The sequence below is a fragment of the Vermiculatibacterium agrestimuris genome (assembly GCF_943193085.1).
GTDB lineage: Bacteria > Bacillota > Clostridia > Oscillospirales > Oscillospiraceae > Vermiculatibacterium > Vermiculatibacterium agrestimuris.
In genome coordinates this window covers 49827-75312 of sequence record NZ_CALPCU010000003.1, presented here as the reverse complement: position 1 = coordinate 75312, position 25486 = coordinate 49827, and the positions used below count along the sequence as shown (strand labels likewise).

Genomic DNA, 25486 nt, shown 5'->3' with positions numbered 1-25486 from the left:
CTGGCCCAGCTGGCCCCATTCGTTGCGGCCCCAGGTAAACAGACGGTTCTCACTGCTCAGCGCGGCGCTGTGATCCTCGCCCACGCTGACCTGGATGATATACTCCCCATCCATCATATCCGGGAACTCCACCTTCACGGGCACATCGCTGTAATAGTAGGAGTTCTGGTTCATGCCGATCTGCTCGGTGGAGCTGCGGGACACACCCAGCTGTCCGTAGCTGTTGTCGCCCCAGGCCCACACGGTGCCGTCATCCTTCAGCGCCACGGTGTGGCTGCCGCCGGCGGCCACCATATGCGCCACCTTGGGCAGAGGATGATTCTCGTTTTCGGGCAGAACCGTGACATAGAAGACGATGTGCTGCTTGCCGCTGGGCGAATGCACCACCACGTGGGTAAAGCCGTAAGACATACCTGTGACGTGATAGGTGCTGTCGACCACATTCACGCTGTCCACTTCCGCAATGCCGCTGTTCTTGCTCTCCACCGTGGGGATACCGTTCTCCTGGAAGTCGGTATAGAGGTTGAACCGCTCGCTGAGGATGTAGGGCACATCGGCCGACTCGCCGACCCGCAGCACCACGATGTGCTTGCTGGAGGGCTGGCCCTTCTCTCCCACCAGCACCGGGCTGTCGCCCATGGTGTCGTTCTGGAAGAGGGCCTTCTCACCGTGGGTATAATCGCCCATACCGTAGACCTGGCCGATCATATCGGAAACAGAGCCGTAGGTATTGCCCGCGCTGATGGACTTGATGCTGACCTCGGCGTCCACCAGATAGGTGATGTTGTAGGTGGGCGTGCTCAGGAACATCTCGTCCTCCATGCCCAGACCCAGCTGGCCGTTCCGGTTGCCGCCCCAAGACCACAACTGGCCGGTGCTCTCCAGGGCCATGGAGTGATCCCTGCCCGCGGAGATCTCCACGATCTTCGGGCTCTCCAGCAGCTCGATCGGGCCCTTCACGCCGTCAGGCTCCACGCCCAGGCGGCCGCTTTCGCTGTTGCCCCAAGCAAGCACGCTGTTCATGTAGGTCAGCGCCAGGTTGTGGCTATCGCCGGCGGATACCGCCACGATCTCGCCCACAGCGCCAAGGTTGGACACGTACGTCGGCTTGCTCACAGTGGCCTTTTCGCCAATATCCAGACCCAATTTTCCGTAAGCGGTGCCGCCGGCATCCAGATCGATGACGTTGTTGCCATAAGCATATGCGTTGCCGCTGTAATTGCGTACCAGCGCGTGATCCTTGCCGGCCGAGATCTGAGCGGCGTGGAGCAAGGGCAGCTCTGTGGGCTGGTAGATGTAAGAAGCCGTGCTGTCCAGACCCAGCTGCGCCTTGTCGTTGCGGCCCCAGACATAGACCGTGCCGTCCTCGGCCAGGGCCATGCTGTACCCGTCGCCGGCGGAGACCTCCACGATCTTCACTCCGATAAGGCCAGGCACCTTCAGGAACACATCCACCTCGTCCTGAGGCACCACCACAGGCGTGATCAGCGGCACGTTCATGCCGTCGGTCGTGGCCATAATGGTCGCCTGGGGATCGAAGCCCAGTTGGCCGTACTCGTTGGAGCCGGCGGCCCAAACGTTGCCGTCGCTGTCCACCAGCAGGCTGTGATCCTCGCCTGCGGCGATGTCGATGAACTTGGGCTTGCTGGCCGTAGCGCCCAGGATCTTGATGCCGTTGCTGTCCTGCGTCCACTGATAGGTCTTGATCTCCACAGGATCATCGGCGCCCTTCACTCCGGGGATGATCCCATTGGGATCGTCGTTCATATAGGGGCCGGAGCGAGAGGGATCCTTGCTGATACCCAGTTCACCATGCTCGTTGAGACCGTAAGCCCAGACCGTATTGTCCGCCCGCAGGGCCAGCGTGTGGCTGCCGCCGGTGGAAGTCTTCGCCTGCACCATGGTCTCCATGGGCTTATGGATGGGCGTTGTTCCGCTGTTGTTCAGAACATTCTCCCAGTTGCTGTAGACCTCGTACTCATCCAGCACCACTACCTTCAGCAGGCGGTTCCGAATGGTCAGCGCGGTCTTCACCATAATGGCGGCGCTGCCGGAGCCGGTGGTCTCCACCTCACCCAGCTGGTTATAGGCCGCAGCGGTCTCCTGCACGGTGTTCACCGCCATGAAGTCCACCTCATCAGGGTTCTTGCCCGCGTTGGTGGCATAGGTGTAGGTGTTGCCGTAATTGCCCGAACTGTTGAGCAGCCGGAACGTCGTGATGTTGGAATCCATGAGGTAGGTCTTATTGGGCTCCAGGTACAGGGTACCGGCGCCGATCTCCCGGGCAGCGCGGACGTAAGTTCCGCTGGTGTTGTCCAGCTGTCCCAGCTGATCGTAGTGATCGATGCCCGCGGTGCCGCCCGCGGTCAGCGGCGTGTATTCGCCGTTGATGGTGTCAAAGTAGTAGTAGTTGGGCGTGCCGTCCAGCACCAGGTCGTACACATAGTCGGTGTTCCTGTTGTTGACGCCAACGATGACGTTATCGTAGCTCTCACCGATGAATACCTGGATGTCGTTGTCGCCCACCAGGGTGTAGGTGACGGCGTCCACCGTGGTGCCGTTGGCCATCTGGCCGTTGGCGTTCTCGCCCAGGCCCCACAGGGTGCCGAAGCTGTCCATGGCGTAGAAATCCTTGTACCCGGCGAAGATCTCCAGGAAGGGATTCTCACGGTGGGCATTGGTGTTGGGCACAGGCGTGGGACGAACCACATTCTTATCATCGTCCACGATATCCTTATAGAGCTCATTGTCCTTCAGGTTGCCCAGACCCAACTGGCTCTGGTCGGAGGCGCCCCAACTGAACACATCCCGGAGGAAGTTGCCCTCATCGTCCTCGGTCTCCACCATAGCGTAGGAGCTGTTGGCGCCGACGGCGATGGCGATCACGTCCTCCAGCACCTGCCCATTGGTGATGGCGTTGCCTCTCACCAGCTTGGGCTGTGCAAGGCTGGGCGTACGGTCGTTGACGCTGATATCGACGCCCAACTGGCCGTAGGTGTTGTCGCCCAGAGCCCAGACGTGGCCTTCCACATCCAGGGCCAACAGGTGATCCTCACCCGCGGCGATCTTGGCGATGGGCATATCCTCATCGCTTCCCGGCGTCACGTAGCCCTTGATCTGGGTGACGGAGATACCGGGCACATTGATCCTCCAAACTGTACCGGAGCTGGTGCGCACGTAAGGCCCGCTGATCTCCACGATGTTGCCGATGCCGGTGACCTCGATCTGCGGCGTCTGGACATAGTTGATGCCGGAGATACTCACCTTGGTCTCGCCGCTGGTGGGATCCTTGCGCAGCACGAAGGTGTTGCCCTTCCAAGTGGACACCATAATGGCGTCTTGGATGACCGCCCCGGCGGAGTCCACCATAGCAGTGGCGGTTGTGACCGGCGCGCCGATGCTGCCCTGGCCCAACTGGCCGGAGTCGTTCTTGCCGAAGGAGTAGACCATGCCGCTGTGGGTGACGATATAGGTGGTGTCGTCGCCCGCCGCCACATACACGGCGTAATCCGTTCCATCATTGGGATAGTGTACCTGTCCGATGGTCTTGTAATCGGTGCGGCCCAGCTGGCCGTTGGTGTTGTCGCCCCACGTCCAGACCGTGCCGTCCTCCTTCAGACCCACGGTGTGGGTCGGGCCGACGGCCACCATAGGATCGGTCACGCCAGCGTTGGCGTCACGGACGATGATCGTCACGTAAGCCTTGCCCGGCGCCGAGGGAGAGCTGATCTCCATCTGAGCCTGGCCCCGCTTCACGCCGGTGACGAACCAAGGCGTGGTGCCGGCGTTGTTGGTCACGGTAAAGATATTCTCGTTCAGGCTCTTGGCCGTCCAGTCATTCACGTGCACCTTGCTGCCGGAGGCGTAGAGCAGGTTCACACCGGACTGGTAGAACACCTTCAGCTGATCCGGGTTGGGCACAGCCGGCGAACCAATGGTGGGACTGCTGATATCCTTGGCGTTTGCAGCACCCATGGATACGGTGATGGTCATGGGCTGGACGCTGAGCTCATTGCTACCCACCATCACCAGCTGGCTGGAATCCACCTGGCTGACGTTGCCCAGCTGGCCGCTGACGTTGCCGCCGGCGCTCCACATATAACCGTCCCTGTGGGAGTTGACCAGGTGGTCGGCGCCCGCGGAGACCGTCAGTACGTCGCTGTCCTCGTCCTGGGTCACCGCGTAGCCCGTCCGGGTGGGCTGGCTGAACATATTGCCCTCCAGGCCCTGACCCAGCTGACCGTTGACATTCTTGCCCCAGGTGTACATGTTGTAGGCATAGGTCGGCGTCGCTGCCGGCGTTCCACCGGCCGCAATGATGTCATTGGTCATATCCTCTTTCAGGATAGCCGCGCTGAAGTTGTCGCCTGTGGCCACGGCCTTGACCCCGCTGAGCTGGACTTCGACAGGCTTGTCATTTTCGTCCACCCCAGGCACCGTAATGGGGATCAGGAACCCGGAACCTCTGCCGCTGGCGTTGCCCAACTGGCCCAGGCCGTTGGAGCCGAAGCCCCAGAGCTTGCCGGCGGCATCGATCGCCAGTACGTGACCGCCGGTGGGGATCGGATCGCCGCTGGAGGTATCCGTATTGACATGAGAGCCGGAATGGGCAGACATGGCCACGATCTGGCGCTCCACATTGGGATAGCTCACATTCTCGATGCGGGCCTTAACGATATCGGGGCTCTCCTTGCTGTCAGGCAGCTTCCAAATGCTGCCGCTGTTCTTCAGCACGTAACCCTGGCTCACCTCAAGGGTGTGGTTGAGCATCTTCATCGCGGTGGGCACCGTGTCGTAGCCCAGATCCACCATGAAATCCTCATCCTTGCCGAAGGCGTATACATCGCCCTGAGCCGTCACCAGGAAGCTGCTGTTGTCCGTGGTGTACACAGTGACGAACCGCGGCACAGCCTCGCCCGCCGCGACAGGTATGGTCACCTGCTCCGGCACGTTTCTGCTTACGGTGTCGCCCTGGCCCAGACCCAGCTGGCCGTACTCGTTGTTGCCCCATGCCCAGACCTGGCCATAGTTGTCGACAGCGATGACATGGGCCGCGCCCACCGCGATCTTGGTGATGTAGCTGTCGGGGAAGTTGGTCAGATCGAAGGGAATGGTCACCTCAGTCGGCGTGATGTTGTTCTCCGCCAGGGAGCCCTGGCCCAGACGGCCAGAGGTGTTGTCGCCCCAGCTCAGAACGGTGCCGTCCATCCGCAGCGCCACAGTGAAGCCGTTGCCGGCCTTCACATCGGGCAGTGTCCGGAAGGGATGGATGATACTGGGATCCACCGAGTCCACCACGTCGGCGCCCAGCACGTCCACCAGGGCCGTACCGACCCGGGCGATCCTGCCGGTCTCACCGACCTCCGGCTCATACTCTACCATGAGACGGGTCTGACCATAGCTCTTGGGTGTGGTGTTGTCCGCGGCGATCACCACATCCTCGTAGGTGGTGATGATGCTGTGGACGTCGTCCATACTGAAGGAGATATGCTCCTGCCGTCTGTCGGTGCCCTCCATGCTCAGTCCGGAGACCTCCACATTGGCGTCGTCCAGCAGCCGATAGGTCAGCTTCTCCGTCCGCTTCTCATCGACCTCCTGATCCACGCTGAAGGAGTAGAGATACTTCGCCACCAGCTTCTCCGAAATGGGATCCATCCCGGAGGTGGGATCGTTGTACGGCAGGGTGAAGTTGTAATTCTCAGTCTCTGTCCGCTCCACCTCTTCGACGAAGACGCCCAGCTGCTCCTCCTTCACGGAGTAAATGGCGATACGCGCCTCATCCACCAGGCCGGGCTCGCTGTGGCTTTCACTGTCATGGGTAAAGTTGCCCAGCTGGCCAAACTCGTTGTTGCCCCAGGTGTATACGATACCCTTGGTATCGAAGGCCGCGGAGTGCTGGCCACCGGCCGCCAGCGCCTTGATCTGGGCGCCGTCCTCCAGCAGCTCGATGGGCTGCTTATTGCTGTCCATAAAGATATCCGTGGGCGAGGCGTAGGCTCTGGTCTCATCGCCCACACTCAGGTTCAGGCCGGCCTTGGAGCTCTGGTTGCTGCCCCAGCCGTAAGTGTAGTAGGTACGGTTGGTCACCTTCAGAACGTTATTGATGTTGGTGTACTCCACATCCATACCCACTGCCAGCATCTGCACGGGATCCTCATCGCTGCCGCCGATGGACACGTCGATGATCTTCTTTACGGGCGTGCTGTCGCCCAGGCGCACTTTTACAGGCTGAATGGCGTAGTCGTGCGTCTGATAGGTATCACTGGTCTCGCTGGCGTTTCTCGTCTGGTACCAGGCGGGTGTACCGACCTGGTTGGAGGTGTTGTCGCCCCAAGTGTAGACTTCCTTGCCCTCGGTGATCATGGCAAAGTTGTGTCCGCGGCCGATCAGGCGGTTGATGCCGTAGATCTCGTCGCCCTCCACAATGGTGCCCATGGCCTCGTTGATGATGCTCGCGGCCTTGGTGACCCGCACCAGGGTGGGACTTTGCGCCAGCTCTTCGGGATGCACGCCAATGCCAAGCTCGCCTCTGCTGTTGCTGCCCACGGTCCAAACGGTGCCGTTGGTCAGCAGTACCGCAGTGGTGCCGGCCGTACCGGCCATATCCATGGCGTTGCTCAGCTCGCCGCCGCTGGAGAAGCCGCTCATGGGCGCAGGTGTATAGGTGGGAACCTCGGAGACGTTACGGCCCAACTGTCCGTAGGTGTTATCGCCCCAAGTCCAGACCCGTCCGTCGCTGGTCAGCGCCATGGCGTGGTTGCTGCCCGCAGCGATGGAGATGATCTTGGTGCTGCCGATGTCAAGCTCGATCCGCACCGGGCGGTCAGTGCTGCTCAGCTCTCTGGGATTGTAGCCCAGCTGGCCGTAAGTGTTGTCGCCCCAAGCGTACAGATACTCGCCCTGGGCGTCCAGCGCCAGCGTAAACTCGTCGCCGGCCACCACGCGAATGATATCCTTAAACTCGTAGAGCGTGTTGTCCCCGGGCGACATTCTGTAGTGGGTCAGCTGAACGGGAGCCGTTATCATGGTCTGATCCAGGAGCCCGGCGCCCAGTTTGCCCTTCACAGTGCCCTTTGTATTGTTGCCCCAGGCCCACACGGTGCCGTCCTTCTTCAGGGCGGTGCTGGTGTCCTTGCCCAGAACCAGCTGCGGGTAGGTCGTACCGTCAGTGACGATGACCCGGGTATAGACGATCTGGCCGGTGATCCGATCCTGCGCCAGCACCTTGGTCTCGCCCTCGCGGACAGCGGCCAGGCCAATGCTCTGGGTCGTGGGATCGCCGTTGTCACGCAGCATGACGATAGAGTCGTCCAGGGACTTCCAGGCAAAGTTGTTCAGAATGCCATTGTTGGAGCCGTAGACCATCATCATGTTGTTCATGGGAGTTACTCTGGTGGAGGAGTTGCTGTTGTCGCTCAGATCCAGGTGGATCAGAGGATCGATACGCAGCTCGGCTCCGCCGGCCACCACGGGCGCACTGCTGTCCACATCGGTGTGGTCGCCCAACTGGCCGTATACGTTGTTACCCCAGTCATAGACCACGCCGTTGTTGCCGTGAACCACCGTGTGGGTGGAGTTAGAGGTCGTGCCCAGGCGTACGATACCGCTGAGATCGTTGTCGCCGGTCTCACCACCGAAGACGAGGGTCGGATCATAGTAATTCTCCGCATCGCCCCGGTTGCCCAGCAGACAGGCATCCTCCAGGTTCTCGCCCCACATGTACACACCGCCGGACTCTGTGATGGCGGCGCTGTAGTAGGTACCCGCGTACACCGAGACGATGTTCCCACTGAACCCGCTGACAGAATAGGTCTCCTCCGCCGTGAGGCTGGTGATCTCCTTGGCGATATCGATCAACTGCTCCGTCAGCGCCCGCAGGCTGTCCTTCTTCTTGGCCTCGGGATCAGAGCTGTTCTTCAAGCTCTGAATATGGCCGGTGTAGATCGTGGCGGCGGTGGCGGCGGCCGCGCTGATGGTGCCTGCGTTCACCGCATTGTCCAGTGCGGTCTTCCGCGCGATGGCCTTGTTGTTGGCGAGCACCGCGTCATTGTACGCCGTCTCTGTGCGGGCCTTATCGTAGCTCAGATTTTGCATGGTCTCTTCCGCATCCTGCCAGGCCCGGATGGTCGCAATGTTGGGCATCAGAACCGCGTTGTAGGCAGCCTCAGCCGCCTTGGTCGCCGCCAGATCGTTGTCATACTGCTGCTTCTTCGGCAGGTAGGTATTGTAAGCAGTGCTTGCCGCGTTCTGCGCCGCAATGTAATTCGGATCGGTCACCGGCGGCACACCGCCGTTTTGATCCACCATATCCTGCACGACTTTTTCCGCATCCTGCCAGGCGTTATAGGCCGCGGTCACATCCTGAGTGGAGGTCACCAGCTGTCCCTGGGCCGCGATATAAGCGCTTTCCGCCGAGCTCACAGCCGGGCTGGCCATCAGCGCGTCATAGGCGTTCTTCGCGCTGGTATAGGTTCCCTGGTAGCTGGTATACGCAGCCGCGGCGGCAACCTTGGCGGTATTGGCGTTGTTCACCGCCGCCCCTGTGTTGTTCACCGCCTGGGTGTACTCCTGCTGTACCTGGCTGATCTTGGTGGCGTTGCTGTTCTCCTGGATCGTATTATAGGCGTCCTCCGCCAGCGCCATCAGGCGGACATACTCCTGCTTGTCAAAGCCGTTGTACTCCACCGGCAGGGATACGCGGCTCTTTCCGCTGATCGCCGCATCCATGTCGGGATCGCCCGTGGGCAGCTTTGTCTTCTCGCCGGTCAGGCCCAGCATGTAAATGTGCTGGCTCAGGCCCTCGATGGTGCCGCCCGGGTTGGAGGGATCCATGAGCTGAGGATCATACTCCATGGTCATGATGATGCTCTGGCTGGCGCCCACGCCGGCGTCTACCGCGCCCGCCAGATAATCGGTGGCGTCGCTGTTGAACATGGGCTGGACGTAGCTCGCCATGCCGCTGGCATTGTCGCCCTCGCCCTGGCCGATCAGGCCGGCGCTCCGGTTGCCCAGGCTCCAGATCTGGCCGTCCCGGGTCAGGATGGAGATGTTGTCCTCGCTCATGTAGAGCTCCACCGCGTTGTCTATTCCGGGTACCTTCTGGGGCCGGCTCATGACGTTGTCGGTGTTGGTGGGCATGATCTGCTTATTCAGGTTGTGGCCCCAGACATACACCGCGCCGTCCTCGCTGATCGCGGCAGAGGTGTGTCCGAAGGCATAGACCTTCACGATCTTGCCGGTAGTCTCGTCGCCCAGGTAACCCAGGCCGTTTACGTTCAGTACGAACTGCGGCGTGTAATAGACCGTCTCATTGAACGCGTCAGCGGCGTTGCGGCCCAGGGAACTGTATCTATCCTGACCCCAGGCATACACTTTGCCGTCCTGGGTGGCCGCCAGCATGTAATCGTCGCCCGCGGCAATGGACACCGCATTGCTCAGTTCGGTGGTGGCGTTGATCTTCACCTTGGTCACGCCGTGATCCGGCAGCATCTCGACGCCCTGCTGCTGGATACCCAGCTGGCCAACCTTGTTGCTGCCCCAAGTCCAGACTGTACCCTCGCTGGTCAGGGCGGCGGAGAAGTCCTTGCCGGAGACCACCTGCGGCGCCGTCAGGTACATCGGATTGGCGTCATACTTGGTGGTGAAGGGCAGTACCTCTACCTCCATGAAGGTATACAGTCCGGTGACCGCCTCGTAGACGGAGATCTCCGCCTTACCCACGCCGCAGTAGCTCAGGTTGCCCGCCGCATCCACCGTTACCACACTGGGATCAGAGGACGCGTAGAGGAGTCTGGGCTGGATATTGGGCGCCTCGGAATAGACGTTGAACCACTTGATGGACGCCTTTACGCCGATGCCTGCCACGGGGCCCTTCTCCTGGAGCACCAGAGTACCGGTGACAGCGCCGGTGCAGCCGGTATGGGCGTTGCCCACACTGCCGCTGGTGGCCACGGCGCCACAGCTGTTGCAGACCAGCTGCGTGCTCTCCGGATCGTGCTTCAGCACGACCACCAGACGGTTGTTCTCCACCTCCGCATTGTCGATGGACAGATACATGTTATAGGTGTAGCCCGGCATATCCCGGTAGTCCTTGCCGCCCTTGAAGGCAGGATAGACGCCGATGATGCCTGTGCCGTTCTGGCCGTACGCGTTGGCGCCCCACGTATACACGTTACCGGTGCTGATGATGCCTGCGGAGGTGCCGTTGTCGGTACCGTTGCCGGTATCTGTGTCCACAGACACCACGGTATTAAGGGGATCGCTGGGATTGTTCATGCCCAGGTTGTGCAGGTCGGAGGCTTCGCCGGCCAACAGCTTGTTGAAGCTGGTGCTGTCCGTGCCCTTGCCGAGCACAGTGTCGCTGACGCCCTGCTCGCCGGAGTTGTTGGCGCCCACGACCCAGACCTGGTTACCGATCGCGGTCTTGTCGATGACCATGGTGGTATCGCCCGCGGCAATATCCACAATGTCCATGCCGCTGTAGTTCGGCAGAAGGACAAAGGTGGATTCATCATTGGTGCTGCCGGTGCCCAGCTGGCCGTTGGCGTTGGTACCCATGCCATAGACCTGCTTGGCGTCGGTGACCAGGAACACGTCACCGTAGCCGCCGGCAATGTTCACGATCCGCTCCGAGGGCTGGAGCAGGGTGTTCAAATTGGTGCGCACGGTACCGCCCAGAGTGCCGCTGTTGGCATTCCAGGTAAGCAGATCGCCCCGCTGATTCAGCGCGTAGCTGTTGGCTTCTCTGGTATTCACCGCCAGATCCACCACATCCGCCAGCTGCAGATAGTTGGGTGTGGACACGGTGTCCCGGTTGGCCGCCAGATACTTACGCACCTGGTTATTCTCGCCGGTACCCCAGACAAAGATGTCGCCCCGGGCAGAGCGGACAGCCGCAAAGCTCTGCTCCCTGTTCCGATCCACCGTACTGTTGTAATAGGCGCCTGCGTAAACGTCCACGATTTTGAAATCAGGATCGATCAGGTCGCTGCCCAGCTGGGACAGTGCCGTCACTACGGTGGGCTTGGTGTAGAAGACCTCTCTGCTGGCTATTGTGCCGGGCGAGGAGATCAGGCCGTTGCCGATCTGGCCGAAAATGTTCCGGCCCCAAGTGTACACGGTGCCTTCTGTATCAACCGCCAAGGCAAAGTCCACACCGGCGGCCACCCGGGTGATCTTGGCCTCTTCATAGTGCGTGGTCACGCGGTCGGCCCGGATATCCAGGTACTGACCCGGAGTCTCAGGATCGGCATCCAGCTTAGCGCCGCTGGAATCCACAGCGTAGAACTTGCCGTCCACATCCAGGATCACGTCCCGGCCCAGGTTATCACTGTAGCCGGTGACCCGGTCACTGGTGAAGGTGATCTTCTGGGGCTTGCTCTCCAGACCGCCGCTCTGGCTGCCGTCGCCGAGGCCCAGCTGGCCGTAGTCGTTGCGGCCCCAGCTGTAGACGTCGCCGTTGGCCTTCAGCGCCAGCACGAACTCTTCGCCCACTGCCGTCTGGGCATAGGCCACGGTCTCCTGAACGCTGGTGGCGTAAGTGTAAGGCTTCAGCACGTAGACGTTGAACTGGTAGGTCTGCGTACCGATGGTAGTCAGGATGGTGGTCTGACCATAGCCGACAGCCGTCATGATACCGGCGGCGTTTACCGTGGCCACACTGGTATCCATGGACTGGTAGGTCGCGCCCGCCTGCGCGGCGGTGAGCACCGTCTGTCCGGCGTTGTTGAGGTTGAATCCATTATAGATGGTGTAATTATTGCCCAGATCGAAGGTATCGCTCAGGGTCGTGACCGCCGCGCTGTCAGCGCTCAGCTTCAGGGAGACCTGGGTCTGCTTGGCCTCCACTGTGACCTCGAGACCCACCTTCTCCGCGGTGCTCAGATGCGCCACGTTCTGGCGGCCGATCTGCTCCACGCTGTTGTAGCCCATGGCGTATACGTCGCCCTGCGCCGTCACAAAGGCGGAGTGCTGACCGCCGATGGAGGAAGTGGCGCTGAGAACGCCGCCCACATTGGTCAGGCCGTAGAGCGCGTTGCCGCCCACTACCATGATGCCAGTGCTGGCGCCAGTGCCCAGACCCAGCTGTCCCTTGGCGCCCGCGCCGCTGTAGATCAGGGCGCTCTCCAGGTCTTGCGTGTTGGGATTCTTCAGGGCCTCCAGCATGTAGATGCTGTTGCCGCCGCCCATACGCATTACCTCATTGATGCCAAAGTTTTTCAGGCTCACAGGCTGCTGGATGGTTCCGGTGGGCACACCGGTGGGGAATACCGGCGCGCCGGCGGGGTTGTAGCCCCAGGCGAAGGTCTCGCCGGTGGCGTCGCCGTTCAGCGCCACTGCCGTGCCGGACTGGGCCGCCTCCACCAGGAAGGTGGTGGCCATGCCGCTCTGGGCGCCCGCGCCGACGGCCATGGCGCGGTAAGCCAGCAGCGCAGAGCCCTCGTTGTTGCCATTGGTGCCCGCTCCGGTGCCCATCTCATAGGCCGTATTGCTGCCCTGTGCCATTACCGTACCGTTGGCCAGCAGGAAGTAGGCCGTCGCACTCAGGCCGGCAGCCGCCTGGGACACCATCTCGCCGGTCACGGTCACAGGCTCGTAGTAGCGCTTGACCCGTGCGTCGTTGTAGAGCTGGGTGCGCTCATTGTCGCCGGTGCCAAAGAGGTTGGCGCCCACATTCAGCGTCTTCTTCTCATAGGTGCCGGTGTTGCTATTGAGCACCCACGCCTTATAGTAGACGCTCTGTACCAGCAGGGTGAAGCCGTGGGCCTCATCGCTGCCGCCGGCGGCGATGTCGACGATCTCCTGGATATACTCCTGGTTGCCGCCATTGCTGTAGGTGGTGGTGACCTGCTGGCCCTTCTTCATCTGCGTGGCCCGGGTCACCCGAATGGGCGCGCTATCGCCAAGTCCCAGCTGGCCGGCGTCGTTGCGGCCCCAACCCCAGACTGTGCCGTCATTCTTCAGCGCGATGGCAAAGTTTCCTGCCGCCGCGATCTTGCGTACATTGTTCAGATAGGTCTCATTGCCGGCCTTGTCGACCTGCTTGACCTGCACGGGCCCGGCGTAAGTGCCGTAGAGCTCGCCCACGCCCAGCTGGCCGTAATCGTTGGCGCCCCAAGTCCAGACCGTGCCGTCTGCCGCCAGAGCCATTGTGAAGTTGGCGCCAGAGGCCACCTGCGGGTAGGCCACACTGTGAGCCGTGGCCTGCTGCAGGCTGGAGATCACACCGTCGGAGGAGCTGGTCTGGCCGGCCGGCCGGTCGCCGGTGGCCACATTGTCCGTGTCATGGGCGCCCGTGGCGGAGGTTCTCTGATCGAAAGCGTCATAGATGTCCTGATAGTAGCCGCCGCCCTGGCCCACGATGCCGGTGTTGTACGGACGCACCTCTACCCGAATGGAGGTGGAGATCATGGGATCGTTCTCCACACCCACGATGACGTAAGTGGTGCCCGGATTCACGCCGGTGAACTTGGCCTTGTGGAATTTGCCGTTGTATTGGAGCACATTGCGGTAGGCTGTGGCGTCCACATCCACGATGTTGTTCCAGCTGTGACCATCGACCTGCACGGAGTCCCGGGTCTCGTCCCAGACCATCCAGGTCATATTCAGCTCAGCGCCGCTGCCATCCTCAACATTGTTGAACACATTGAAGGCGGAGATGACGGGCTCAGCGTCGTACACAAACTCCTGTCCCACCTCAATGGAGATGGTGTAATCCTCCAGTACGAAGTAGGCCGCACCCACACGCACCGGTACGTCGGTGGCGGCAGAGGTGCCGTCGCCCAGGCGGCCATTTGTATTGGCGCCGTAGCTCCACAGGGAGCCGTTCTTCTTCATGATCAAGGAGTGTCCATCCCGGGCGGAGATGGAGTTGCGTACGCCGATCACACCGGTGATGCCCGCTCCGGGCGTACCGGACGCGCCGGCGGAAACAGGCGCGGGAACACCGGTGGCCACAGGCGTCAAGTTATCACCCTGTCCCAACGCCGGGCTCTGGAGGCTGTTGTTCAGGATCTGTCCCGGCTCCGCATTACCCACCGACCACAGCGTGGTGTCGATGTAGGCCACATGCAGGTACTCGGAGATGTCCACATCAATGGGGAAATCCAGCGCCAAACCGTTGGCGGCATCGTACACATAGCCGTTGGACAGTTCCGTGAAGGTGGTGGGCAGCATATAGTGCCTGGCCAGACCGGATGCATCCTTGCCGTTGGCCCAGTTGGTCTCCGCGCTGCCGCCCCAGGTCTTCACCTCGCCGTCGGTGGTGATGGCAGCGCCGTTGTATACGCCGCCGGCCACCGTCAGGGCGCGGCCATCCAGCACCACGCGATCCGGAAGCTCTCTGCCTACCGCCGCATAGCTGCCATAGGCGTCATCCTTGTTCTCGCCCCATGTGACGATCTGGCCGTCCCGCTTCAGCGCTCTGGCGTTGGCGGCGATCTTGTCGCCGAAGAGAGCCGTGGCGTTCTGGAGCAGCGGGTTGGCGTCGCTGATATTGGTGGGCAGGTTGAAGATGCGGTTCCTGCCGTCGGTGTTGATGGGATCGAGCAGGCCGTGGTAATCATTGCCCCAGCCATAGATCTTGCCGCCGGCGGACAGGGCGAAGCTGTAGCCCCGGATTTCAACGCCGGCGCTGCTCACTGCGCCGCTGGTGATGATGTCCACAATGGGATCGACGTCGCCATTTATATCCATCTCATTACCCAGTTCAGTGCCGGCTCCGGCGGAGCCCAGCACCTTGGTGGCCACAAAGACCGCCGGGCTGGCAGCGCCCTGACCGATGGTTCCTCTGGAGTTGTCGCCCCAGCCGTACACAGTGCCGTCAGCGGCCAGCGCCAGCGTATGGTTGCCGCCTGCGGCCACCTTGATGATCCCGGTCAGCGGGATATTGTTGCCGCTGGAATCCCGGGTGTACACCTGCACCGGCACCGTAGACTGCCGGATCTGCTTGGTGGTGCCCAGCTGGTAGGCGGAGTTGGAGCCCCAAGTCCACACAGTGCCGTCGCTCTTCAGCGCCACCGAGTGGTTGGCGCCCACGGAGATCATGGGGAAGTTCCGGTCAGGCGCGCCCATGCTGGCGGGCATGGGCAGCACATTGAGCTTGAAGTAGCCCATGTTGCCCTGGTCATCCTCCACCAGGATATAGGTCGTGCCCACATCCAAAGCCGTGATCAGGCCCTGGTTGTCAATGGTAGCCACATTGGGATTCACAGAGCGGAACACCAGGCCAGTGGGAACGTACGTGTTCTTGCCGTAGGCGTTGAAGCCCAGATAGGCCAGGATATCCGCCAGGGTGATCTGGAGGGTGTCGCCGGTAATGATAGCGGTGCCTCTGGTACCGTCGCTGTGGAGGATCGTGTCATACTCCATGGTGGTCTTCCAGCCCGCGTAGCCATAGTGGCTGGACGTCCACTCCACATGGGAGATATCCAGGTAGGAGCCGCCGCCGTTCTCCAGCACCTTGGTGGGCTGCTGGCGGCTCATATACGTACCGTCGCCGCCCTGGCCGTGCTCGTTGTTGCCCCAGGCATACACAGTGCCGTGCCGGTTGTCGTAGGCCAGCATGGTATTGTTAAAGCTGTTGGAGGCGATATTCATGACCCGGATGAGCATGTTGTCCGCGCTCACGGGATCGGACTCACCGGCCAGGACGTAATCCGCCACATGCCGCATGGGCAGCACGCCGGGATCCACGTTGGCGCCCAAGGCGCCCTTGGTGTTGGAGCCGGCGGATCTGACGGTGTGATCGGCATAGAGCACCATACCGGTGCTGCCGGCCGCCACCTCAATGGCAACGGGCAGATATCCACCGTTGTTATTCAGCTCATTCATGTAGGACGCGGTATACTGGAAGGTGGCGCCGTTGTCCGGAGTCTCGTAAATTCTGGACTGGGCGATGTCCAGCGCTCCCGTCGCGTCATAGGCGGCAGGATTGTTGAAGGTGGTGCTCGCCCTGGTCGCCACGATCTGGTTATTGAACGTACCCACACCCAGCTGGCCATAGTCATTCCGGCCCCAGACCCAGACCTGGCCGTCGGTGTCAATGGCCATCATGCTGCTGTTGCCGGAGGACATGGCGATCATTGTCCCCTCAGTGCTGGCATAGGCCGGGCCTCTGGTGGAGGCGTACTCCGTACCAAACTGGCCCTGATCGTAGGTGGGCTCGGGCTGAGAGGCGTCCACATACTTACCGAAGCTCAGCACGGAGCCGTCCCGGGTCAGGATATGGGTGCTGCGAATATCCGCGGAAATGTTGTAGGCCTTGGCCGAGGAGGGCAGGATCAGCCGCTCCGGCCCGGTGGTCATTCCGCTGGTCTTGCGGATATCCAGCTTGCCGTCGGCATAAGAGCCCATGCCATAGACATTGCCCTTGTTATCCAGCAGCAGGGCGTGATCCTGGCCGGCGGCGATCTCCGTGATCATGATCTTATCGCCGTTGGCGTCCACAAGGTTGAGCATCTCCGGCAGATAGATGTTCCGGCTGTTGCTCAGCCCCAGCTGGCCATAGCGGTTGCTGCCCCAGACGTACACGGAGCCGTCAGCCATCAGGGCCAGGGCGAAGTTGGAGCCTGCGGCCACACGCACCGCCCGGTCGGCGGGCTGAGTGCTGGCGGGATTACCCAGGATCCACTTGGGCGAGGTCAGATTCTCCACATTCTGGCCCGCGCCCAGCCGGCCGTCGCCGTTGGCGCCGAAGGTCCAGACCGTACCGTCGTCCCGCAGAACGACAGAGAAGCCGTCGCCGGTGGCCACCTTGGGATAGGTGACGCTGGGCGTGGGATCGCTGGCGTCGGGCAGCGGCATCACGTGGAGCTTAAAGAAGCCGTTGTAAACATCGCCGTTATCCTGATAGGTCACGATGATATAGGTCGTACCGAACTGCTCCGGCGTCACCTGCAGCAGGTCGATATTGTCGGGATAGTCCACCACAGCCGCCACGGTCGCCACCGTGCTGTCAAGAGACTTGAAGCTGAGATTGGAGCTCAGCCCCGCGGCCATGTTGGCGATCTCTGCGGCGGGGATCGTCTTGGTCTCCACCGCCTGGATCAGATTGAAGCCCTCCCGCTTGGTCAGTACGATCTGCGCGGGATCCAGATAGATGTTCTCTGTCATCAGCGTGCCGGGGCAGCCCGCGGTGGCGCAGGGCGCACCCAGCGCGCCCATGGCGGCGGAGTAAGACGCGCCGCAGACCGGGCAGTAGAAGGCGCTGGCATGCCGCTCGAAGAGGTACGGCGTCAGGTCATACTCTCTGGGCATGTTGTTGTAATTGGTGATGTAACGCAGATCCATGCCCAACTGAGCCTTGCTCTCGCCCACGGGCACCGCCGCATCGGTAAAGCCGCTTCTGGGCACCGAGACATTGCCCAGCTGAGAGTTGTCGTTCTTGCCCCAGGCCCACACAGTGCCGTCTTCCTTCACAGCCAGAGTATGGTTGCTGCCCGCGGCCACAGTGAACACGTCGGTGAGGATGCTGCCATCCTCGGCCACCTTCACCTGAACCGGCGTCAGGCTGCTGCCCACCTGGGCGCCAAGCTGGCCTTCCGTGCTGCCGCCCCAGCTGTAGACCGTGCCGCTGAAGGTCACGGCGGACATACCGGTATCGGTGATCGCCACATCCCGGATCAGGTCGGTCAGACCGAATACCGGCGTAGGCGTGGAATCCCGCTCGGACACATAGGCATGGCCCAGCTGACCCTCGGTATTCTTGCCGAATGTCCAGACCGTGCCGTCATGCCGGATCACGGCGGAGTCGTTGCCTCTGGCATAGATCCGCCAGACGCCGGAGGTAGACACCCGCACAGGCACATCCTTCATGCTCATGTTGCCCACCACGTTGCCGCTGGTGTTCATGGGCACCAGGGTGTTGCCCGGCCGGCTGTTGCCCAGCTGACCATAGGTGTTGTCGCCCCAGGCATACACATTTCCGTAGGAATCCAGCGCCAGGACATGCTGCTCACCGGCAGAGACCGCTACAATATTGGTCAGGAACCGGCGCCCGCTGGTGCGATCCACGTACTCCCAAACACGGTCTGCCGTCAAGTCGTCGCTGAAGGTATAGTTCGCAGAGACCTCGCCCCTCATCACCCGCATGGGGACGGTGCTGTAGTTGTACTGCTCTGTCCGGTAGCCGTTGGCCTTGATGCCGGTCTCATTCATCAAGGGGTCGTTGCTGTCGGTGTAACCCAGACCCAGAACGCCTCTGGTGTTCTTACCGAAGGTATACACATATCCGTCGTCGTCCACGATCACCGAGAACTGGTCGCCGGCGGCGATGTCCACCACCCGGCGCATAACAGTGCTCAGCCCCAGCGTGCCGCCGCAGCCGGAGGGACAGGGATCGTCTACAGCCACACCGTTTTTGTAGATCTGGCCGCAGGTGTCGCACACATAGGTCACCTGCGCCAGCTGGCCGTTGCCCGCGTTGTCCGTGCCCACGACCACAGGGACAGGCAGCAGGGTCTCGCCGACCATGCCCTTGCCCACCTGGCCGTTGGCGTTGCCGCCCCAGGCCCAGACGATGCCGTTCTTGTCCAGCGCCAGCACGTGGTCAGCGCCCGCCGCCACCTTGACGATGCCGGTGAGATAGTCGCTGTCAGAGCCGGCGGCAGCGCGCACCTGAACCGGCGCCATGGAATAGGCCATGCCGCTGATCCCCACGCCGGTACCCAGCTGGCCGGAGCTGTTGCTGCCCCATGTCCAGACAGTGCCGTCGCTCATCAGACCCACAGAGAAGTCCTTGGCAGAGGCCACCATGGGCGTGGTCACTACAGAGGTGTCGATATTCGGCGTCACATTTGTGACGATGTTGGTCTGCCGATACTCCAGCTCCATCCGGCGGATCACATTGCCCATCCGATCGCTGAGGGTCAGGATGGAGTTGGCGTACCGCTTGGTGGTGTTGAGACGGATCGTCCAATCCTCTCCCACAGCGAAGGCGTCGCTGGAGGAGACCAGGATCAAGTCCTCTGTCTTGCGGGTGTCCTGGCTCCGGCTGAACTTCAGGTTCAGGAAGAAGTCATAGTAGGCATACGCCGCGTCGCGATCCAGCGTCAGATACTGGTCGTCTGTGAGGATCAGCTTGTCAGGCATGGGCTCATCTGCGTCGTAGGTCTTCACTGTGCCGTTGCTGTCGCTGAGCACCGCCAGATTGATCTTCACATTACTGTTAGCGCCGGTCACCGTCGGGGTCAGGGCGCCCCACTGGACGCTGCTGCCGTTGCCCAACTGATAGACGTTGTTCGCACCGGAAGACCAGATCTCATAGGTGGAACGCAGGATGGATGTGGAGCTTGCGCTCGCCGCCACAGACTGTTTATTGAGCGCGCTGCCGCCAGTCCACCCATCGTCGATGGTGTGAACCTCGTGGGCCACGTTCTGGCCATAGGTGTCGCCCAATCCCAGCTGGCCGTAGGTGTTGTCGCCCCAGCTGTAGACCTTTCCGTCCGCGGCCACCGCCACCATGTGCTGGTTGCCCGTGGCAATGGAGACCACGTCAGTCAGATAGGTGTTGTCCTCTTTGAGAACCCCGCCCACCACGGTGGTGTTGATATTGTTCCCCTGGCCCAGCTGGCCATAGGGATTGGAGCCCCAAGTGTAGACCAGGCCGTTATCGCCCAGCGCAGCGATGTAGTCCTGTCCGCTGCTGTTAGTTCCCACGGAGATATGGCGGATACCAGAGGCCACATAGCTTCCGGCAGACGCCCGGAACTCCGCGTTGGCGTTGGTGGACCAGGTGCGCACTCTGCCATCGGTATCCAGGATCGCCGCCGCATCATATGTGAAGCCGATCTCCTTCACAGTGATATTCTCCGTGACCCAGCCTGTGGTGTTGTTATAGCCGCTTACTGTCTGCACCGTGGTTCCCTGCGGCGTATAGGCGCTGCCGCTGCGGCGTATCCAGTAGTAGTTATTGCTGTTCCAGTAGCTGTCCGTAGCGTAATGGCCGATCTTACCACCGCTGTTGTCGCCCCAGGTGTACAGCACGTTGCTGCCGCTGATGGCCGCGGAGGTGTTGCCGCCGGCGAAGACCCGGGCGTTTCCATCCAGAGTCAGGACTTTCACAGCGTAGGGCTGGTCGGTCGTGCCGCCGTTACCCACCTGGCCGGCGTTGTTGCGGCCCCAGGCATAGATCGAACCGTCATTGCGCACCGCCAGAGCGTAGGTGGGGCCAGCCGCAATGTATACGATATCCCGCAGGAAGAGGTGGTTGTGATAGCTGTCGGCCATCTGTACCTGTACGGGCACCGCCTGATAGTTTCCGGTGGTTCCAATGCCCAGCTGACCGTAGGTGTTGTCGCCCCAACCCCAGACCGTACCGTCGGCCCGCAGGGCCAGGGTGAAGGTGTCGCCGGCCACCAGCATGGGATCGGTGAAGTTATACTCGATAACGTCTTCCGGCGAGATCTGATCGTTGAGCTTGCCGATAATCAGGGTAAAGCTCAGGCTCTGACCGGAGGCCAGGTCGGTCACCGTAATGACCACGGCGCCCACGGCATCTTCGATCGGCGTGATGGTGAATATACCGGCCGCCGCTTCCTCGATCTCCACAATGCCGCTGTCCGCAGTGAGCTTCACATTTGCCGGGAGGGCCTCGGTGGTGTTGGACAGCATGCCAAACAGGTTCAGTCCGGAACCAGCCGTGGTAATGACCACATTGCGCACATCCACGCGCTGGGTGTTGGTAATGTTGATCACCTGACCGTTGATGGTGCCTCCGGCGGGCGGCGGTACCATCACGCCATTCACCAGAACGTCGGCGTTGAAGCCGGTCACGCCGTCATTGCCCACAATGGTGGGAACGCTGACGCTGGAATAGTCGGCAATGGGCAGACCCAACTGACCGTGCTCGTTCCGGCCGGCGGTCATCACATAACCGTCATTGCGGATCATCACGGTGTGGTCGCTGCCGCCCACAACCTGGCGGATGTTGTCCATAAAGTTGCCCTCGGTGTCGCCGGGCATGACCCGGTACGGCATCGCCATGGCCACCGTCTTGTTGGCCGTGGCGCCATCGCCCAGCTGACCGTAGGTGTTCTCGCCCCAAGTGTACACCATGCCGTCCGCCGTCGTGGCATAGGAACCGGCCCGGCCAGTGGAGATGCTGGTCACACCAGTGAGGACTTCCAGCTCCACATTGTTGGTAGTCACTACAGGCGCGGGATAGTAGCGGTCTGTCTCGTCGCCCAGGCCCAGACGGCCCATGTAGTTGTAGCCGAAGGCGTAGACCGTGCCCTCGTCAGTCAGCACCAGGGTATGATCCTCCCCGGCGGCGATGTCCACCGCCCGGAAATCATGGCTGAAGGCATAGAGGTCATCATGCTCCGCCGCATCCTCGCCCCAGGTAATGGAGCCGGACAGGATCTCTCTGGGCAGATAGTTGGCCCGATGTCCCTCTGTCTCGCCGATGCCCAGCTGACCCTTGTCATTGTCGCCCCAGGTATACACTGCGCCGCTTTCCGTCAGGGCCACGGAGTGCCGGCCGCCGGCGGCGATGGCAGTCACGCTGTCCAGACGATAGGGCGTATTCTCGCCCTCCAGCTGCTTGATGCTGCTGGAGAAGCCGTAGACCTGCTCCGGCACAGTCCTGTCAGTCAGGTCGGACACACCCACCTGGCCGTAAGTGTTCTCGCCCCAGGCCCAGACCTGGCCGTTGGCGTCCAGCGCCAGGCTGTGGTCATCGCCCGCGGCCACTGCCACAATGGGATATTTCCCAAAGGCATAAGTGGTGGAAGTGCCAATGCCCTGATCCCACGCCAGCATCTGGGGGATCACATAGTTGATGGTGTCGCCGGTGCCCAGCTGGCCATGGCCATTGAAGCCCCAGGCCCACACGTTGCCATCCGTATCCACAGCCAGAGCGTGACGCTGGCCGGCTGCAATATACCGAATGGTCGGTATCGGGCTGATGTTGAAGTTCACAGGCCCAAAGCTCTCGCTGTAAGTCGCGCCGGCCGTATTCCAGCCCAGCACGCCGTCGGCGTTGTCGCCCCAGCTGTAGAGCTGGCCGGCCGCCGTCAGCGCCAGAGTGAAGCCGTCGCCGGCCGCCACCATAGGCGCGAATTGATTGATCTGGGTATCGTCGGTGGGCTTCCGGTTCACATAGATGGTCAGGATCCCCACAGCCGTGGTTCCGTCATCCGGATCGGTCTCCTTGACCTCCACGATGGCCACACCGGACACATTCTTCTTCGAGGTGATGGTGCCGGTATAGGTCACTGTGACCAGGTCGGTCTCCGTGCCGGAGCCGTCGGCAAGGGCCTCACCGCCCACCACCGTGTAGACCACATTGCCCGCAGGCGCTTTCATGGTGGGATAATGGAGCAGCTCGAAGCTGGCCGCGGTCGTCCGCAGCTCGTTGGCAAAGGTCAGCGTCTCGTCGTCCAGTATGACGAACTCCATGGTCTCGTTGCTGCCGGAGGTCGTGGTAGCGCTGCTGTTCGTATAGGTATAAGTGGTGGGCACGATCTGCGCCAGGTGGGCCACCGCCCGGTTGAGCTCGGTTTTGGCGCTTTCATTGAGGCGGCCCGTGTTCAAGGTGTTGTCGCCATCCTTGTCGCCCAGCTCACCGTAGTCATCCTCACCCAGGCCATATACAGAGCCGTTGTTGGTGACGATCATCGTATGGCTGTCGCTGGCGGAGGCGAAGAGGGCGTCCTCCAGAGGATCTGTATTCTCTGTGGCGCCAAGAGCCGCTTGGCCTGCAGTCACCTGGGTCAGGATCAGCGCCTCGCTGCCCTTCTGGCAGGTGTAGACCGTGCCGTCCGTGGCGATGAGCGCCAGGGAATCGTGCCGCACATAGATGTGGTAGATGTGCTCCCCAGCAGTTACAGCGGTCAGATCCACTTCCACCGCACCGTTTGTAGCCGCGCCGTCCACAGTGCCCCAAGCCCAGACCTTACCCGCGGCGTCCAGCGCCAGGGCATACTTCTCGCCGGCCTCCACCGCGACAATGTCACTCAGGGCCGTGCCGTCCAGGGCCTTGACCACCTGCAGGGGCAGGGTGGCCTTGGAAATGGGCGTGCTGCCGCCGACGGGCCTCTGTCCCAGCTGTCCATCGGCGTTATCGCCCATGGCCCAGATAGTGCCGTCCGTCTTTTTCAGCAATGTGTACTTATCAGAGGTCGCGAGATCGTCCACGCCACTGGTCTTCACGATCTCGGCAGAGGCGAATACGCCCATGTTCATCTTATCCCGGCCCAGCTTGCCGTCGGCCGTGTTGCCCCAGGCCATGACCGTTCCGTCATACATCAGGGCCAGGGCATGGTCGCTGGAGGCCACGATCTTGGTCACGCCGTTGATAAAGGCGGCGCTGTTTTCGGGATACTTGGTTTCAGTGCCCAGAGTCTGCGGGTTACTGATGTCGCCCAGCCGCTGGACGGTGATAGAGGGCGTACCCGTCACATTGTCCTGGGCATTGTTGCCCAGCTCACCGTTCTGGTTGAAGCCCCAGCCCACCACGGTCCCGTTCCAGAGGGCCTTGTTGACGGTCGTTTCAATGGCCTTGCCGCAGATGGGGCAGGGATCGCCCACCGGCGTCACCTCGTCCCGGCCATGGCTGGGACAGTAGTTGTAGCTGGCCACCGTCTCCTCCGCGCCCTTCAGCGCCAGGAAGAAGTTGTCGCCCACAGCGATCTGGGTCACGCCGGTGAGGAACCCGGTGGGATCGCTCTCGTCCCGCACCTGCGTGGGTACGAAGACCACGCTCTCACCCTTGTCGGTACCGCTGGCCAGATGATCCACACTTGCGTCAGTGTTCTTGCCCCAAGTCCAGACCGTGCCGTCAGCACGCAGGGCGGCGGTAAAGTTCTCGCCCGCGATGACCACGGGATCGGCGATGGCCTTGATGGTATCGCCGGTGGTGCTGTGGCTGCCCATGTCGTCGCTCTTAATGGACAGGCGGAACTCGCCTCTCTGCTCCACAGTCACATTGTCCGCGGCCAGCAGCTCCACCACCACGTTCATGGTCATGCCGTCCTTGGCCTCGCTCCAGTCGATGGTAGCCGTGTTGCTGGTGTGACCGGCAAACTCCACCGCATCTTCCTTTGTGGTGTAGTAGCGCAGCCGGCTCCTCTGGCTGTCGTCCAGCGCGATCCAAGCGGCGGCGGCCAGGAGGTTGAAGGAGTCCATTTTCTCGATCATGATCTTGGTGTCGTCGATCTTCACCGTCTCCTTACCGTTGTACAGGGTCACGGTAAAGGGAGCCTGGTATTCACGATCCACATTCATGTTGGCCAGCTCAAGAGCCAGAACGCTCTGGAGGTTCAGCCGGCTGCTGTTGGCCTGGGCATAGCTGACCTGCACCGGGGTCACGGTGGTAAAGGTCTCGTCCTCCTTGCTGGCACCCAACTGGCCCTTGGCGTTGGAGCCCCAAGTCCAGGCGGTGCCGTCCGGCTTGACCACCACAGCGGCGCTGGGCGCCAGGTCGAAGCTGTAGGTCGTATTATCGTTGATGGTCTCGACGCCCTGAGAGGCAGTAGTCACAGGCGCGGTCTTGGGCGGATCGATCTTATCCCAGCCCCAGACCATGGTCTTGCCACCCTGGAGCAGAACGCCGGACTGGTCGCCGCCCGCCGCCACAGAGGCGATGCGGTCATCGGGATCCATCGCGTTGTGGAGAACGGCGGCCCGGACGGGCAGGGTGGAGCTGGCGCCCGCCGTCAGATCGCCCAACTGGTTGGAATCGTTGGCGCCGATTGCGTAGATCACAGGCGTCGTATCCTTGACGATCTTGTTATTCTGAGTCGTCTCAGCCACATTGTTGGCATTCAGGATCAAGATGTGGTTGCCGTTGGAACCGGCGGCGATCTCCATGCTGTCCCGCAGGAAGATGCCGTTTCCGGTATAGGCACTCTCCACAGGCCGTTTCACAGGCATGGGCGTGCGCTGATAGCCGGAGGCCGAATAGGAAACACGGCTGTTTTCCAGGTTCGTCCCGTTGCGCTTGCCCGCAACGTCGCCCACATCATAACTCCAGGCGGAACCGGTGTAGATGGCGCCCCAAGTCCAAACGGTGCCGTCGGCCATGAGGGCGGCGGAGGTGCGGTTGCCCGCCTCCACGGCGATGATATTGTCCAGATACCGGTCATTGTCCGCGGGGACGTTGATCTGACCCATGCGGGCTACGCGCACCGGCACAGTGTAGTTGGCGGCGCGGGTATCGCAGCCCACCTGGCTGTAGTCATTGAGGCCCCAGCCCCATACCCGGCCATCCTCGTCCACCGCCAGGGTGTGGTAGCTGCCGGAGGAGAGCTGGACGAACTTTCTGTCAGAAATCGCCACAGGATACGCCGTATCGTCCGTGCTGCCAATACCCAGCTGGCCATAGCTGTTGCGGCCCCAGGCATAGACGGTACCGTCACTGGCGATGGCGAAGCTGGTGTCCATACCGGCCGCCACATCCACGATATCCTTCAGATAACCCAGGTTGTTGGCGCCGCGAACCTGGATGGGCTCATACTCATAGGCGTTGGCGCCGGAAGTGCCGTCA

At 61.7% G+C, this 25486-nt stretch carries 1 protein-coding gene (running past both ends of the window); it reads right to left on the bottom strand.

All 25486 nt of this window come from inside a single coding sequence — locus NFR87_RS01990, RCC1 domain-containing protein, on the bottom strand. Of the gene's 70575 coding nucleotides, 13655 precede the window and 31434 follow it; the stretch shown corresponds to coding positions 13656-39141 (codon 4552, partial, through codon 13047, complete); the first complete codon in reading order (the gene reads right to left) occupies nucleotides 25483-25485. The start codon and the stop codon both lie outside this window.